General features: G+C 34.7%; 15 protein-coding genes and 4 tRNA genes. All 19 read right to left on the minus strand.

What is annotated here, in order from left to right; all coding sequences use genetic code 11:
- The 19 genes from TDSAC_RS05225 to coaBC all read right to left on the minus strand — a co-directional run bounded on the left by TDSAC_RS05225 (position 1) and on the right by coaBC (position 16785).
- Entirely contained in the window at positions 1-498 is a 498-nt protein-coding gene (locus TDSAC_RS05225) for a DivIVA domain-containing protein (RefSeq protein ID WP_199919711.1), read from the minus strand.
- Positions 495-1292, minus strand: coding sequence for a pyrroline-5-carboxylate reductase (proC, locus tag TDSAC_RS05230; protein ID WP_108309209.1), 798 nt, complete (start codon positions 1290-1292; stop codon positions 495-497). The genes TDSAC_RS05225 and proC overlap by 4 nt, the downstream gene beginning before the upstream one ends.
- On the minus strand, positions 1289-1981 hold the full coding sequence (locus TDSAC_RS05235; RefSeq protein ID WP_199919712.1) for a YggS family pyridoxal phosphate-dependent enzyme: 693 nt from the start codon (positions 1979-1981) through the stop codon (positions 1289-1291). Before TDSAC_RS05235 ends, proC begins: the two co-directional genes overlap by 4 nt.
- Positions 1899-3965: an excinuclease ABC subunit UvrB gene (gene uvrB, locus TDSAC_RS05240; protein WP_108309211.1), complete on the minus strand. Its 2067-nt coding sequence runs from the start codon at positions 3963-3965 to the stop codon at positions 1899-1901. The genes TDSAC_RS05235 and uvrB overlap by 83 nt, the downstream gene beginning before the upstream one ends.
- Positions 3966-3970: 5 nt before the next feature.
- Entirely contained in the window at positions 3971-4792 is an 822-nt protein-coding gene (locus tag TDSAC_RS05245) for an ABC transporter permease (protein ID WP_108309212.1), read from the minus strand.
- A gap of 13 nt (positions 4793-4805) precedes the next feature.
- Positions 4806-6023 (minus strand): elongation factor Tu, encoded by a 1218-nt coding sequence (gene tuf, locus TDSAC_RS05250; RefSeq protein ID WP_108308694.1) that lies wholly within the window; start codon positions 6021-6023, stop codon positions 4806-4808.
- 48 nt (positions 6024-6071) lie between these two features.
- Positions 6072-6147, minus strand: a tRNA-Thr gene (locus TDSAC_RS05255).
- A 3-nt stretch (positions 6148-6150) separates the two neighbouring features.
- A tRNA-Tyr gene (locus TDSAC_RS05260) sits at positions 6151-6235 on the minus strand.
- A gap of 214 nt (positions 6236-6449) precedes the next feature.
- Positions 6450-6845 (minus strand): methyltransferase family protein, encoded by a 396-nt coding sequence (locus TDSAC_RS05265; protein WP_199919714.1) that lies wholly within the window; start codon positions 6843-6845, stop codon positions 6450-6452.
- 56 nt (positions 6846-6901) lie between these two features.
- On the minus strand, positions 6902-7438 hold the full coding sequence (locus TDSAC_RS05270) for a class II glutamine amidotransferase (RefSeq protein WP_108309214.1): 537 nt from the start codon (positions 7436-7438) through the stop codon (positions 6902-6904).
- Positions 7439-7630: 192 nt separating this feature from the next.
- Positions 7631-7705 (minus strand) — tRNA-Asn (locus tag TDSAC_RS05275).
- A gap of 11 nt (positions 7706-7716) precedes the next feature.
- Positions 7717-7792, minus strand: a tRNA-Lys gene (locus TDSAC_RS05280).
- 88 nt (positions 7793-7880) lie between these two features.
- A complete protein-coding gene (locus TDSAC_RS05285) occupies positions 7881-8987 on the minus strand; it encodes a hypothetical protein (RefSeq protein WP_108309215.1) in 1107 nt (368 codons plus the stop codon).
- 25 nt (positions 8988-9012) lie between these two features.
- A complete protein-coding gene (locus TDSAC_RS05290) occupies positions 9013-10449 on the minus strand; it encodes an NAD(P)H-hydrate dehydratase (RefSeq protein WP_108309216.1) in 1437 nt (478 codons plus the stop codon).
- 56 nt (positions 10450-10505) lie between these two features.
- Complete coding sequence (locus tag TDSAC_RS05295; protein ID WP_108309217.1) at positions 10506-11414, minus strand: cation diffusion facilitator family transporter; 909 nt, start codon at positions 11412-11414, stop codon at positions 10506-10508.
- Between the two features lie 5 nt (positions 11415-11419).
- A complete protein-coding gene (gene glmS, locus TDSAC_RS05300; protein WP_108309218.1) occupies positions 11420-13261 on the minus strand; it encodes a glutamine--fructose-6-phosphate transaminase (isomerizing) in 1842 nt (613 codons plus the stop codon).
- A 92-nt stretch (positions 13262-13353) separates the two neighbouring features.
- Positions 13354-14790, minus strand: a complete 1437-nt coding sequence (gene glnA, locus TDSAC_RS05305) for a type I glutamate--ammonia ligase (protein WP_108309219.1) — start codon at positions 14788-14790, stop codon at positions 13354-13356.
- A 10-nt stretch (positions 14791-14800) separates the two neighbouring features.
- Positions 14801-15553, minus strand: a complete 753-nt coding sequence (locus tag TDSAC_RS05310) for a pyridoxine 5'-phosphate synthase (protein ID WP_108309220.1) — start codon at positions 15551-15553, stop codon at positions 14801-14803.
- Between the two features lie 59 nt (positions 15554-15612).
- Positions 15613-16785: a bifunctional phosphopantothenoylcysteine decarboxylase/phosphopantothenate--cysteine ligase CoaBC gene (gene coaBC / locus TDSAC_RS05315; RefSeq protein ID WP_199919716.1), complete on the minus strand. Its 1173-nt coding sequence runs from the start codon at positions 16783-16785 to the stop codon at positions 15613-15615.

The raw sequence follows: 16785 nt of genomic DNA on the forward strand, positions 1-16785 counted from the left end.
TTATTGAGAAGTAGAACTTTCCCTTTCCATACTCTGAATTTCTCTATTTACAAGAGTTTGAAGTCTTGAGATGAACTCCTCAAGATTCTTCAGCTCCCTTCTCTTTTCTTGTCTAATTCTTTCTATATCTGCAAAAAGTTTTGTATGCTCTTCTTTCGTTCTCTGGATCATTGCTCTGCACTCTTCTTCTGATTTTATCCTCCTTAGTTCTACTTCTTTCTCTACTTGAAGTTTTGCTTCTTCAACCTTTTTTTGAATTAGAGATAGAAAATCACTAGTAGAGGCTTCAAGTTCCGTTTTCTTTTGAGCTGTTTGTATTCGGGATCTTAAATAATCATTCTCCTTCTCTAACCTTTCAATTTCAGAAATCATCTGGGAAAAAACATCTGACAAATCATCTAAAAATTTTTCTACTTCTTCTTCTTTATAACCTCTTAATCCTTTACTAAATTCTTTGTTCTGGATATCTAAAGGAGTAATATTAGGTTTAAAAGTCACTCCATTTCCCTCGCTCTCTGATATGCTTTTATAACAGCCTGAATTATACTACCCTTTACGCCACTGGACTCTAAATACAATAATCCCTGAGCTGTAGTACCATTTGGCGACATAACAGCTTCTTTTAGATGAACTGGATGTTCATATATTTCTACTAAACCAACAAGCGATTGGAACAAGTGCTCAACAATCTTTTTTGAAATACTTCTTGAAAGCCCAATTGTAACTCCCGAATCAACCAAAGATTCCATTATAAGAGCCACATAAGCAGGGCCTGAACCTCCAAGAGCCGTGAAAGCTGCAAATTTGTCCTCCTCCAGCCTTACAACATTACCTAAAGCCGACAAAATAGACTCAACATCCATCCAATCTTGAGGTTGAATAAGACTTGAAGCACACATTGCCATCAAGCCATTTTGATTAATTACACCTAGTGTTGGCATAACTCTAAATGCTCTTTCTATACCTCCTTTTTCATAAAGTTCGTTAAGAGTTATACCTGCCATAACGCTAATAACTGTTTTATCTTTAAACAATGTCTTTCTTTTCATAGATTCTGCAAGCGATCTGAATTGATCAGGCTTTAAGGTTATAATTATAATGTCTGAAGATTGAACAAGCTCGTCGTTGGAAGAAAATACTCTAAGAGAATACTTTCTTCCAAGCTCCTCTCTTCTCTCAAGTCTTCTATGACTTGCAGCAACAAAAATTTTTCCTTCGTCGTGTAAAGGTTTAAGACCTTTTAAAAAGGCTTCTCCAACTTTTCCTACACCTAAAATGCCTATCTTTATCATATTTCTAACCCTTCAAAAAAGGCTCTACCAATTCTAACCATATTAGAACCTTCCATTATAGCTAGCTCAAAATCATCAGTCATACCCATCGATAAAACGTTAAGGTTATATCCTTCTCCATTTAATCTTTCATATAGTATTCTAAGAGTATAAAACTCTTTTCTTATCTTCTCTGTATCATTAGTTAAGGAAGCCATGCCCATTAGACCTTCAATGTTTACAAACTTTAAAGACGAAGTAACTCTAAAAAGGTTCATAATTTCTCCAGGCAAAAAACCGTACTTTTGACTCTCACCACTAATATTTACTTCTATAAGAACTGGCATCGCAATCTTTTTTTTGCTAGCTCTTTCATTAATTTCAGTCAATAACTTTAAAGAATCCACTGATTGAATTCTGGTAAATATATCAATAGCATCCCTTACTTTATTGGTCTGAAGATGACCAATCATTTCAAATTTAACGTTGTTCAGCTCTTTAATTTTTTCCTTTGCCTCTCTAACCCTATTTTCTCCAAAGACGTTAAAACCCATCTCAGTCAGCGCTCTTATTACTTCAGTAGATTTTGTTTTTGTAACTGGCAAAATAAAAACTTCATCCTTTCTTTTAGCTGCTTCTTTGGCCTTTTGGACACGATCTTTTACTCTTAGAACGTTTTCTTGTAATTTTTTCTTCCAGTCCAGTGACAAAATCGACCTCCTTGTCTTCAAAAATATTTTTTAATAATTTTAATAGATCTCTGTACTTTGCAGCTTCCTCGAATTTCCATTCTTTAGCATATTCTATCATTTTTGTTCTAATTTCTTTCTCAGTTAATTCTAAATTGTTCTTATTAGAACTAATTATATATCTAAGTTCCTCTTCAATCGAGTTCTCTTTTGAATCTCTATCAACAATATCTAATATTGGCTTGGATATTGAAGTAGGAGTTATGTTATTTTTTAAATTATACTCCATTTGAATCCTTCTTCTTCTATTGGTTTCATCTATAGCTTCTTTCATGGATTCAGTAATTTTTGATGCATATAATATTACCTTTGATTCGACATTTCTAGCTGCTCTTCCAATAGTCTGAATTAAAGACGTAGATGATCTCAAAAATCCCTCCTTATCAGCATCAAGGATAAGAACTCTGGTAACCTCAGGCAAATCTAATCCTTCTCTTAATAAATTAATTCCTACCACCACATCGTATTTTCCAAGCCTCAAATTATGAAGAACGTCAAGCCTTTCAATGGCATCCTGTTCAGAATGTAAATAATATGCCTTTATACCTTCCTTGACTAAGTAGTTTGCAAGATCTTCTGCTAGTCTTTTTGTAAGAGTGGTTATAAGAGTTCTAAATCCTTTTTTGGCATTTTCTCTTGTTTCATTTATAGAATCACTAACTTGATTCTCAAAATCTCTCACTTCTACTATAGGATCCAATATACCCGTTGGTCTTATTATCTGTTCCACAATTTGAGAACTATTTTCCTTTTCAAATGAGGCAGGCGTAGCAGACATAAAAATTATTTGATTAGCTTTCTCGATAAATTCTTCAAATCTAAGAGGTCTGTTATCGTAAGCAGACGGTAATCTAAAGCCAAAATCAATTAGGTTTTTCTTTCTTGCCTCATCCCCTCTAAACATTCCTCTTATTTGTGGAACTGATAAATGAGATTCATCTAAAATAATGAGAAAATCTTTAGGAAAATAATCAAGAAGAGTAATAGGAGGTTCTCCGGGCTTTCTAAAAGTAAAGTGTCTTGAATAATTCTCTACTCCTTTACAATATCCAATAGTTTGAAGCATTTCTATGTCATACAGAGTTCTTTGTTCAATTCTCCTAGCTTCCACAACTTTACCCAGACTTTCAAAGTACTTAATCCTTTCCTCAAGCTCTATTTTAATCGAATCTATCGCTCTTTTTAGTTTCTCATCTCTCAAAATAAAATGAGATGCTGGAAAAATCCACAGGCTCTCAACCTTTTCAACAGGTTCAAGACTTACAGGATGGAGTTTTGTGATGCTTTTTACAGAATTTTCATTAAATCTAACTCTATACGCATACTCATCAAAAGAAGGTATAAAATCAACTACATTTATATTCACCCTAAAATTATTTCTCTTAAATTCATAATCATTTCTTTCGTAAAGCATATAAATTAATTGATCAATAAAAACATCTCTACTTAATTTATCACCTTCTCTTATAACAAACGAATTAGTCTTATATTCTTCTGGCTGACCAAGGCTGTAAATACAAGATACGCTTGCTACAACTATTACATCGTCTCTTTCAAGAAGTGAGCGAGTAGCAGAGTGTCTGTATCTATCTATTTCATCATTTACCGATGCATCTTTTTCTATATATAGATCCCTTTGAGGTATGTAAGCTTCTGGCTGATAGTAGTCGTAATAACTAATAAAATATTCAACTGCATTTTTAGGGAAAAAGGTTCTCAATTCAGAACACAGTTGCGCTGCAAGAGTCTTGTTTGGAGCCATAATTAATGTAGGTTTTTTCACTTTATTTATCACATTTGCAATGGTAAAGGTTTTTCCAGTTCCAGTCGCACCCAATAAAGTCTGATACTTATAACCCTTTTTTATTCCTTCTACCAATTGATCTATCGCACGTTCCTGATCTCCTGCAGGTTTAAATGGTTCAAATAGTTTAAAATCCTTCATTTCTATTATTTCTCTTTTGGGTTCATATAAAGTCTTAGGGCTTCGCCCAAAAAGTTAAAACCAAGAATAGTCAGAGTAATACATAGGCCAGGAAAAATTAAAAGATAGGGATATTCGAGAAAATAATCCTGTGCCTCACCAAGCATATTACCCCAACTTGCATAAGGTGGCTGCACTCCTAAACCTAAAAAAGAAAGTGCAGACTCAGTCATAATCGCACTGGACATTCCTAAAACAGAAGCAACTAAAACAATATTAAGTACATTTGGCAAAATGTGCTTCCTCAAGATCCAAAAATTACTTGCACCAAACATTTTACTTGCTAAAACATAGTTGGAAGTCTTTATTGATAAAGTTTGTGTTCTAACCAGTCTTGCTATTCCCATCCAACTGGTAAAACCTATAATAGCCATTGTATAAATAATTTCTGGCCTTTTTAAAACTGATTGAACCGCCAACAAAAGAAAGATTAAAGGAAAAGAAAGCATTGCGTCAACAAACCTCATAAACAAAAAGTCAAAAGCCTTCCCAAGTAAAGCAGACATACTACCTAAAAATGTACCCAAAAACACAGAAATACTCACAGCAACTAGAGCAACGCCTAAAGAAACCCGTCCTCCATATAGCAGTCTGGAAAAAATGTCTCTACCATAAATATCTGTACCTAAAAAATGTAAAAAGGATGGCGGTTGTGGAGTGCCTAGCGTAGAAAAATCAAAAGCCTGGGGTGAATAAGAAGTTAAAAGGGGTGCAAACACTACACCCCCTATAATTGGTACCAAAATTACAAAACCTAAAATAAAGTAAAATCTCGATAGACTTTTCAAATATCCTTAAAATTTATTCGAGTGTCTTAGTGACAACGCCAGCACCTACAGTTCTGCCGCCTTCACGTATTGCAAAGCGAAGTCCTTCTTCAATTGCTACTGGAGATATAAGCTCTACCAACATGTTTATGTTATCTCCAGGCATTACCATTTCTACGCCTTCTGGAAGCTTTATTGTTCCTGTTACGTCTGTAGTTCTGAAGTAGAACTGTGGACGATATCCGTTGAAGAATGGGGTGTGACGTCCACCTTCTTCCTTTTTAAGGACATAGACCTCTGCGTTAAACTTTGTATAGGGCTTGATTGAACCTGGCTTTGCAAGGACCTGTCCTCTTTCTACTTCGTCCTTGTCAATACCTCTTAGAAGACATCCTACGTTATCTCCTGCTATGCCTTCGTCTAATATCTTTCTAAACATCTCTACAGATGTGCAGACTGTTTTCTTTGGCTGCATGGAAAATCCTACTATTTCTACTTCGTCTCCTGGCTTTATGCGACCTCTTTCAATACGGCCTGTTACTACTGTTCCTCTACCTGTGATTGTAAAGACGTCTTCAATTGCCATGATGAATGGCTTATCTATGTCTCTTTGTGGATCTGGGATATAAGAGTCTAGGGCATCTGCAAGCTCCCATATCTTGTCTACCCATTCGTTTTGTCCTCTTTGAATAGAGCTGTTTGCTTGAAGGGCTTCAATAGCCTTTAGAGCAGAACCTCTTATTATGGGTATTTCGTCTCCAGGAAATTCATAAGAAGAGAGAAGATCTCTTGTTTCCATCTCTACCAGATCAAGGAGTTCAGGGTCATCTACCATATCAATCTTGTTCATAAAGACTATGATAGAGGGCACTCCTACCTGTCTTGCAAGAAGGATGTGTTCTCTTGTTTGAGGCATTGGTCCATCGTTCGCCGCTACTACAAGAACTGCTCCGTCCATCTGGGCTGCACCAGTAATCATGTTTTTGATATAGTCTACGTGTCCTGGACAGTCTACGTGTGCATAGTGTCTCTTTTCTGTTTCATACTCAACGTGAGCAATGTTAATCGTAATGCCTCTTGCTTTCTCCTCAGGAGCAGAGTCAATATCCTCATATCTCTTTGCCTGAGCCTTGCCTGCAGCAGCAAGAGTCATTGTAAGAGCTGCAGTCAAAGTAGTTTTTCCATGATCAATATGACCAATGGTACCAACATTAAGGTGTGTCTTTGTTCGGTCAAATTTCGCTTTTGCCATTGAACATCCCCCGTTCAAAATGGTATTATTTTTAAATTCTTAAATTACTGGAGCCCACGACCGGAATAGAACCGGTGACCTCTTCCTTACCAAGGAAGTGCTCTGCCGACTGAGCTACGTGGGCTCATGGTGGGGAGGAAAGGATTCGAACCTTTGAAGGCGGTGCCAGCGGATTTACAGTCCGCCCCCGTTGGCCACTTGGGTACCTCCCCAACTGCGATTAAAATTTTACCAATTATTTAAAAATTTGTAAACAGTTGATTTTTTTATTGTGTTAAGGGACAACGCCTGATTTCATCCCTTAAGAAACGCTAATTTTGCCACTATGATGTTTTGAAAATTTAAAGGCTTTAAAACTTGGTTACTAAATGAGTATTAGAAAAAGTTTACTCAATAGAAAGGGGAATTATTTGAAAAAGCTCACCATTAGAAAATTTTTGGTATAAATCTCCATCGCACTCGCTTCATGTATTCCCCATAATCTTTTTTAAATCTTTTAGTTAAATATTCTTCTTCTTTTAAAGCAGTAAGAATGTATAAAGTTGATAATATTATTGCAATAATAATTGGTATCATATTGTTAAACAAAAACGCTACACCAAAATATGCTAAGATTAATCCTAAATACCCTGGATGTCTTATTTTTGAATATATGCCTCCTGTTACTACTTTTTCTATATGTTCTGCTTTCGTGTGAGCCTGTTTATGTTCTTTATGTGACAACCAATGGATAATCATGCCACAAATAAAAAGTGTAATACCAAAAGTTATGAAAAATATCTTAAAGGGTAGAAACAATATATGAAAATAGAAGTCTGCCAAACACCCTCCTAATATTAGGATACACCATTCAAATATACCTCTACCAAATGGGTTTATTAAAAGGTATCAGATATATTACGACAACTAGAGTAAATTATTTTCCCGTCTTTAAACACAATAAGTTCACCAAATTCGAAATCTTTCCATTGTTCATCTGTTAATTTTCTTGTTGCAACAATATAGCCTGTTTCTTCTGGTCTCTTTTCTTCAGCAAGATTTATTTCCCAATCTTCATCCATCAACCGACATGTATCATATAGAGATTTCCGTTGAACAAAACGAGGTCCCTTATAGCCATTTTTATCATAAAAACAAAACATAAACTCACCATCTGAAAATATACAATTAAAATTTCCGTATTTGTTTATCTCTATTAATTTTTCTGCAAGCCAATCAAAACTTTTTTCCATCCAAATATTTATACCTTCTTTTCCAATAGAACTAAGCAAATAGCAGAAGGCATATTCAGAGTCTGTTTCTCCGATAGGTTTGAATTTTTTAAGCTTTAAAGACTCATAATCATTAAGCGTGCCGTTATGCACAAAAATATACTCCTTCCCCTCCAATCCCCTATAAAATGGATATTTATTCATGTAATTTCTGGAACAAACACTTATAATCTTAGATAACCTAAAAATATTTTTGATTTCACTTCTGGATAGTTTTGCAAAAATTCTGAAAGAAGACTCCTCTTAGCCTCTATTGGCTCCTTATAGTTCACACACTTTTATCACCTTTTAAAATGCTATTAACAGCATACCATTGGATGTACGTTTACGAAGGACTGGCTCCCCGGGTAGGATTCGAACCTACAACCTACCGGTTAACAGCCGGTTGCTCTACCTTTGAGCTACCGAGGAACTCCTACTACTGGTGGGTCGTAGAGGATTCGAACCTCTGACCCGCTGATTAAGAGTCAGCTGCTCTACCAACTGAGCTAACGACCCGCTACGGATTAATATCTTACTAATAAATTTTAAATTTGTCAAATTTTATATTACTCAAAAATTTTGGATTAATCTATAAATTTATATCTTAATTAAACTCTTTCAATCTTTCAGTGTAATAGCTATAAAATTTAGAACTAGGCACCTCTTGAAAAGCTAAAAGAATGGACGGTACCTCTTCCCCACGTAGAAAAGCAATATGGCTTTCCAATTCTGAAATTTTTACTTTTTCGTCTTTTTGCAAAAAATGTCTCATAGAACTGTCTGGAACATTACCCTTCAAATCCTCTGGAATACTAGCTAAATATATGAATTTTAGAAGCAAGTCTTCTCGAAAATCAAATTGTTTGAACTTAGAAATAAGCTCAAAGGCAAGCTCCTCATCCTGACCAAGCTCCACTATCCTGTCTGAAAATTTATCAAGGGTATCAACCGAATCAGCTAAAAAAGCGCCTATAAGCGCAGAAACATCTCTTTTTTTAAAAATGGACAAAAAACCAGCAGAGAGGAGTGCCGCATCATCTGATAGTCCAGGGCCTTTTTTATGTCTGATATAGTGAGAAACTATTACGTTAGAACCCGAAATAATCCTATCACTTGAAACTATTAAACCTTTCCTTTTATAGTCTTCAATATTTTTTTCATTTTCTCCTTTTGCTAACATATCTCCAGTTATGCCTAACTCTTCCATCTTTATTCTATCAACAATATAAATATCCCCTCCTCCAATATTCACTTTGTATTTTGCTTCAGCTTTTTCTCTATACTTTATATCATCCATCAAACCAGCTAAAATATATCCAAATACTGCACTTTTTACAGAAACTTGCATATTTTCAAACATTGTTATCCCAAGTAGCGGTTCCCCATGAGAATTCAACAATGGCTTTCTAGTATCTAAATCTTTCTCTTCCAATTCTAGAAACCATTTTCTAATATCATCAATCAATACTTGCCTTTCTCTTTTAATCACATCCACATCCATATTCAAAGCCAAGACAATATCTTCCATGCATGTATTTGGGAATTTTTCTCCTTTAAAAACGGAATGCCCTTCATGGGAGTGTCCTTCTATCGATTGAATTAGTATTAAGGGCTTTACTTTGTCATTTACTATTAAATGGACTGTAGTTTTCAGATGTTCAAAATCTTTTCTAATAAGAGACTTTGGTGCTACTTTAGAAAATGTTTTCATAAATATTCCTCCATAAATTATTTATCTAGATGAAATCACAACTTTCTATAATATTTTCAAAACCTCCAAAAGCTTTTAAAAGCTTTGCTAAATCAGAAGACCTCGTTACTCTCATGTTCTTTTGCCTAGCAATTTCAGGAATAATTGCATGGACAAAAGTCGCTAAAAGCGATGCACTAAGCGTATCATATCCTGTAGAAAGGAGTGCACCTATCATACCGCTTAAGACATCTCCTGAACCAGCTACCGCCAGGTCACAATCTGCGATAGGAACTACATACTTTTGTGTTCCTTTTCCTATCAAAGTATTTGGACCTTTAAGAATTAAAGTAATACCCGGATACTGATCAAGAAATGACTCAAATCTTTCAACTCTATCTAAATCATTCTTAAATATCCTCCCAAATTCTCCTTCATGAGGCGTTATAATTACTTCTTTATCTTTTATCAGGTTAATTATATCTGGAAACAGAGCATCTGCATCTAAAATTAATGGTAAATTTGTTTTTGAAACAAATTCTTTTATAAAAACCTCTTTTTTATTTGTAAGTCCTGGGCCTATTAACACAGCTCTAATTTTTTTTAATATCTTTTGATCTATATTATTTGATACAAAATCTTTTTCAGCAATTGGAATTGTTTCAGGAGGCAAAATTGAAAACTCGTCTTCTACAATAGAAAAACTCATACCCAATCCCATATTCAGTGCACCTTCCAAACAAAGTCTTAAAGCTCCTGGATATTGTTTCGAACCTGCCCACACGAGAAGTGAACCCTTTTCTATTTTGTGAGAAAAATCATCTTTCTTTCTAATTAGAAGTTTTGCATCAGAAGAAGTAAAAATTTTTAAACCGTTTTCTGGAGGAGGAAATCCTATATCAATAACAATTACTTTACCGGTATATTCATAAGATTGTCTAAAAAGATATCCTCTTTTAAGAAATCCTATAGAATAAGTATATGTAGCTCTAATTGCATCTGGTTGAGGCTCACCAGTATCTGAATTTAGTCCTGCTGGTATATCCATAGAAACTATTGGTTTGTTTAAATTATTTATATCTCTAATCAGTTTAAGGGCCTCTTCTCTAAGACTTCCATAAAAACCTACTCCCAAAAGACCTTCAACAATAACGTCAGCACTTTTTAAATCTGAAGTTTCTTCTATGCCCAACGATCTACAAAGTTCTCTTTGAATTCTACATTCCTCAGTTGCTGCTCCCCAGGGTTGATAAATAGAACAATCATACCCTTTTAACTTTAAATTATAAAGTAAAGAAAGAGCATCCCCTGCATTATTGCCTTTGCCGCATACAGCTATAACTTTACGTACATTTTTAAAATCTTCTATAAACTTTAATGCACTCATTATTCCCACAATACTCATGAGAGCTAACGGAGTTTGCCCCATAGAAAAAAGCTTTTCTTCCTCAAACCTGATATCTGAAGAGCCTAAAACAAACATTTCAAAGCCCCCTTTGAAATTTATATATATCTATATGTATTTATTGTATCATCAACTCAATTTTTAATTACTCCAACTCCATTGCAAAAATTATGTTCAAATTGAATTGTTACGTGATTAATGCCAAACTTTTTTAGTTTTTCTTCGATTTCAAGAAGTGTTCTCTTTGTCTGGCTAACCATTACGTCTTCAATATTAACGTGAGCTTCAAAATTAATGTTCTTTTCATTCAAACACCATACATGAACGTGATGAATGTCTTTAACCCCTTCTATCCCTTTTAATTCTTCAACAATTTTATAAACATCTATATTATTTGGAACACCTTCAAATAAGATATTTGTTGAATTCTTTAGAATCTCAAAGCTTTCCTTTAAAATATATAAACTAATTAGTGAACCTATTAAAGGATCAACCCAATTTATGTGAAAGAAAAATATTATGATTCCAGCCACTACAACTCCTATAGATGAAAGAGCGTCTACTAAAAGATGTAAATAAGAGGACTTAATATTCATATCTTCTTTGGAACCCTTATGAAGCAAAAAAACGCCCAAAGAATTGGCAAATACAGCCAGAATAGCAACAAAAATTATAACTGAACTATTGACATTCGATGGATGTAAAAATTTTTCATAGGCTTCTTTAAAAATAAATAAAGATATGATTATTAAAACCAGCGAATTAATGAATGCTGAAATAATAACTGATCTTTTATACCCAAATGTCCGCCTTTTATCATTTCTCTTACTTTGAACTTTCAATGCAATATAACTGATAAGTACAGAGAGACCATCGCTAAAATTATGCATTGCATCAGAAAATAGTGAGACGCTTCCAGAAAGGATCCCACCAATTATTTCAAAAAAAGCTATTCCAAAGTTAAGAAGTATAACTAAACACAAGTTTATGGTTTTTACATTAGATACCTCATGAACGTGTTCATGATGATAAGATTCATCCAATTTTATTACTCCACAGTAACTGATTTTGCAAGATTTCTTGGCTTATCTGGATCTCTAGATAACCATACGGCAGCATAATATGCAAAAAGTTGTAACGGAACAACGTTATAAATTGGTGAAACAATTTCAGGCACATCAGGCACGTATAAGATATCGTTTACAAGGTTTACAGCATCCTTATCTCCTTCACTAATTAGAGCTACAACTCTTGATCTCCTACTCTTTGCCTCTTCAATATTCGAAAGAACCTTTTCATAAGTAATAGCAGATCTTGTAGCAATAGCCAAAACAGGCGTAGTTGGATCGAGAAGAGCTATAGGCCCATGTTTCATTTCGCCAGCAGGATATCCTTCCGCATGAATATACGAGATCTCTTTGAGTTTTAAAGCACCCTCAAGTGCAACTGGATAATTAATCCCTCTTCCCATAAAAATCATATTTTTATAACCAGAATAAATCCTCGCACTCTTTTCAATATCATTCAAGAATTTTGGAAAATATTCTTCAAGTCGTTTGGGAACCTCAAGAAGATAACCAAGTGTCTCATCCACTATTTGTTTAGAAATACTCTTCTTACAACTACCCATATAAAGGGCTAAAATATAAAGAGTAACCAATTGAGAAGTAAAAGTTTTGGTAGCAGCAACACCAATTTCCAGACCCGCTCTCGTTAGTATACTAAAGTCTGCTTCTCTATTTGCAGTAGAACCTAATCTATTAGTAATAGCTAGGACATAACTACCTCTTTTCTTAGCTTCTCTCATAGCAGCTAAAGTATCAGCTGTTTCACCTGATTGAGATATAGCAATAGTTAAAACGCTATTATTTACTGCTGCATTTCTATATCTAAATTCTGAAGAATAATCGACCTCACAGGGCATATCTGCTAGATATTCCATTAAAAATTTTCCAATCAATGCAGCATGATAAGATGTACCACATGCCACAAAACAAATCCTTGAAATTCCTCTTGCTATATCCTTTGGAAGTTCATCTTTATATGGTTCAAACTCATTTTCAAAAAAAACTCTCTGTCCAATTGTTTCCTGGACAACCAGAGGTTGTTCAGAAATTTCTTTTAACATAAAGTGATCAAAACCGCCTTTTTCAGCATCTTCTTCATTCCATTTAACCTCAAAAAAGCTTGGCTTAATCCTATGCCCAGCCATATCAAAAATACTTATTTCATCCTTACTTATTATTGCAACTTCCCCATCTTTCATAATATACACATTTTTAGTATATTTTAATATTGCCGGTATATCAGATGCCAAAAAGTTTTCACCCTTGCCACGACCTAAAATTAGAGGAGCAAATTGTCTTGCTGCAAAAATTTTGTCAGGTTCTTTAGAGTTAATAAGAGCAATAGCAAAAACGCCCCTTAAATCATTAAGCGCTTTTAAAAACGAAGTAAAGGTATCTTTATAAGTTTTTTGATAGTCCTCTATGAGATGAGCAATAACCTCTGTATCAGTATCAGACTTAAAAATATGACCTTTAGATAATAAATTTTCTTTAAGTTCAAGATAATTCTCAATAATCCCATTATGAACTACAGCAATAGAGGAAGTGCAATCAACTTGAGGATGGGCATTTTTCAAGCACGGCTCTCCATGAGTAGCCCAACGCGTATGACCAATTCCTAAAAAGCCTTTTAAAGGCGCGTCTCTTAAGTTATCCTCCAAAAATAGAATTTTTCCTACTGCATGTCTAATATCAAGGTTCCCAGATTCGCCCACTACGGCTATACCTGCAGAATCATATCCTCTGTATTCAAGCTTTTTTAACCCATACAAAACTACATCTGCTGAATTTTTATTACCTATATAACCAACTATTCCACACATATAATCTCCCTTCTAAAGCTTTACATGAAAATGGCACCTGGCAATAACACCAAGTGCCAATTCAGTCAATTTTAATTTAACAGTAGTTTTGCTTAAATATCAAAAAGCGTAACAAATTCATATGGGTGAGGCCTTATAGCTAACTCTTTAGCCTGAGTTCTCTTAAATTTAATATATGATTCTATCAATTCCTTTGAAAAGACCCCGCCCTTCAAAAGATATTCATGATCCGCTTCAAGAGCATCAAGGGCTTCGTCTAAAGAACCAGGAACTGAAGGAATATTTTTAGCTTCTTCTGGTGGCAAATCATAAATATTCTTATCAAGAGGCTTACCCGGATCAATTTTATTTTCTATTCCATCTAAACCTGCCATAAGCATTGCAGAAAAGGCTAGATATGGATTTGCAGACGGATCAGGCGGTCTGAATTCAATCCTCTTGGCTTTTGGATTAGCAGTATACATAGGAATACGAACAGCAGCAGAGCGATTTCTTTGCGAATATGCCAGATTTACTGGAGCTTCATAATGAGGTACAAGTCTCTTATACGAATTTGTAGTAGGTGCGGCAAAGGCGAGAACAGATTTTGCATGTTTGAGAAGACCACCAATATACCACAACGCAATGTCACTAAGTCCGGCATAACCCTTTTCGTCATAAAAAAGCGGCCTGTTACCCTTCCACAAGCTTTGATGACAGTGCATACCTGAACCATTATCACCAAATAATGGTTTGGGCATAAAGGTAACTGTTAAACCGTTTGCCCTTGCAACATTTTTTGCAACGTATTTATATTTCATAAGATCATCGGCCATCCTTAGCAAGTTGTTAAATCTTATATCTATTTCAACCTGTCCTGCAGTCGCAACCTCATGGTGATGAACTTCAATTTCCAGGCCAACTTTCATCATTGCCTTAACCATTTCGGACCTGACATCCTGTAATTGATCGTTTGGTGGGCATGGAAAATAACCTTCTTTGGATCTTATTTTATGACCAAGATTGGGCTCTTCTTCTCTATCAGAGTTCCACCAGGCTTCTACTGAATCTATGGAAAACATTCCGCCTCTAGAATCATATTTGTATTTAACGTCATCAAAAATAAAAAATTCTGCCTCCGGTCCGAAGTATGCAGTATCTGCAATACCCGTTGTTTTAAGATAATTTTCTGCTCTCCTTGCAACACCCCTTGGATCTTTTTGATAATCTCTCAAAACAATTGGTTCCTTTACATCACAGATAATATTTACAGTTAAATCATCAAAAAACGGATCTACAAAAGCTGATGACAGATCTGGTATGAGTATCATATCGCTCTCTTCGATCTGCTGAAATCCTCTTATGCTCGAACCATCAAAACCTAAACCCTCTTCTATCACGCCTTCATTAAAAGCTTCTACTGGAACAGTAAAGTGCTGCCATGTTCCAGGTACATCACAAAATCTTACATCTACAAATTTCACTTCATTTTCTTTAACAAAATTTTTAAACTCTTCATAGTCTTTAAATCCACACTTAATATTATTCAAATTAGACCTCCTATAAATTCTTATTTTCTCTTAAAGCACTCGCAAGACTAAGTATTTCTACAATCTCCTCGACCGCTTTAAAAATTCCTACAAATACAGCCCTTGATATTATGCTATGTCCAATGTTTAATTCTTCAATTTCAGGTATCAAAGCAATTTGCCAAACGTTGCTCTTATTTAAACCATGACCAGCATAAACGTTCAGACCTGCTTCTTTAGCAAGATTAGATGCCTTTTTCAATCTTTCTAACTCAAAATTTCTCTCAATTTCATCCAAAGAGTCAGCATATTTACCGGTATGCAATTCTACAGAATCAGCACCTAAGGTAACACTTTTTTCAATAGAAAATTCATCTGGATCGATAAAAAGAGAGACTTCAATTCCATTTGATTTTAAAGTCGAAATACTTTCTTTCAAAGAATCATAGTTTTTAGAAAGATCTAAACCTCCTTCTGTTGTGAGCTCTTCCCTTTTTTCAGGAACTAAGGTCACTTTGTTCGGCTTTACCTTCAAGGCAAAAGAAACAATTTGCGGAACACAAGCCATCTCTAAATTTAGATTATCTACGGCCTTTCTTATTTTAAGGACATCGTTGTCCTGTATATGCCTTCTGTCTTCTCTAAGATGAACTGTTATAAGGTCAGCACCTGCAGCTAGGGAAATAGAGGCAGCAAAGAGTGGATCTGGATAGGTAATCTTTCTTGATTCTCTAAGCGTGGCAACATGATCAACATTAACCCCCAAGCGGATTTTTCCAGCCACTTTATCACCTCTCATTTATAATCTTAAAAATTATAGCACAAAAAAATATTGAACCGATATCAAATTTTTTCTTTAATAATATCTAAAATAAAGTTTGCAATATTTATTTTTGTTGAATTAAGTTCGTAATAATCGCCACTTGAAGATAAGATCAAAACTTCATTGTTTTCACTACCAAAAGGAAAACCAGTTTCGTGAATTTTATTAGCTACTATATAATCTAATTTTTTTTCAACTAGTTTTTTATTAGCATTTGTGCTAAGATTTTCAGTTTCAGCGGCAAAGCCTATAACTATCTGATTTTTCTTCAATAAATTAACTTCTTTAAGTATATCGGGATTTGATATAAGATTAAGCTCTAAGTTATTCTTCTTTTTTATCTTTTTCGTATACCGCTGATCTACTTTAAAGTCTGAAACAGCAGCTGCCATAACCAGTATATCACAAAACTCAAAGTTATCGATAACACTCTTAAACATCTCTTCTGTTGTTTCAACATCAATCCTTTCTACCATATAAGGAGTTCGTAAACCAGTTGGTCCTGCAATAAGCCTTACCTGTGCACCTCTCAAAGAAGCAGCCTGAGCAAAAGCAAAGCCCATCTTGCCTGATGATCTATTAGAAATATATCTAACAGGATCTATTGGTTCGCGAGTAGGACCTGCAGTTATCAATATCTTTTTTCCAACAAAATCCTTTTTTGGATAGAAATGATAGTTAAACATTTCTAAGAGTTCAGGTACTTCCAGCATTCTACCAGACCCTATGCTATCGCAAGCGAGTCTTCCATAAGCAGGACCAAAAAATATTACATCTTGAGCCAATAATTTCTTTACATTATCTTGCACAGAAGGATTTCCCCACATAGTATCGTTCATTGCTGGAACTAATACCAGCGGGCATTTTCTTGCAATAGCCATTGTAGTAAGAAGGTTGTCAGCTATACCTAATGCAATCTTTGAAATTGTATTAGCAGTAGCCGGACATATAATAAAAACATCAGATTTTTGGGGTAAAGTTATGTGGGCTATTGAGTCTTTACCAGAAGGCAAATTAGACTCACTGTAACAAATATTTTTTGTTAAAGCTTCAAATGTTAAAGGAGAAACAAATCTAGTAGCATTCTGAGTCATCACAACATTTACCTCATTTCCCTCTTTTACAAGAGATGAAACAAAATTTGCAGCTTTATACGCAGAAATGCCACCACAAATGCCAAAAAGTATTTTCAA

It is taken from the genome of Thermodesulfobium acidiphilum (assembly GCF_003057965.1).
Taxonomy (GTDB): domain Bacteria; phylum Thermodesulfobiota; class Thermodesulfobiia; order Thermodesulfobiales; family Thermodesulfobiaceae; genus Thermodesulfobium; species Thermodesulfobium acidiphilum.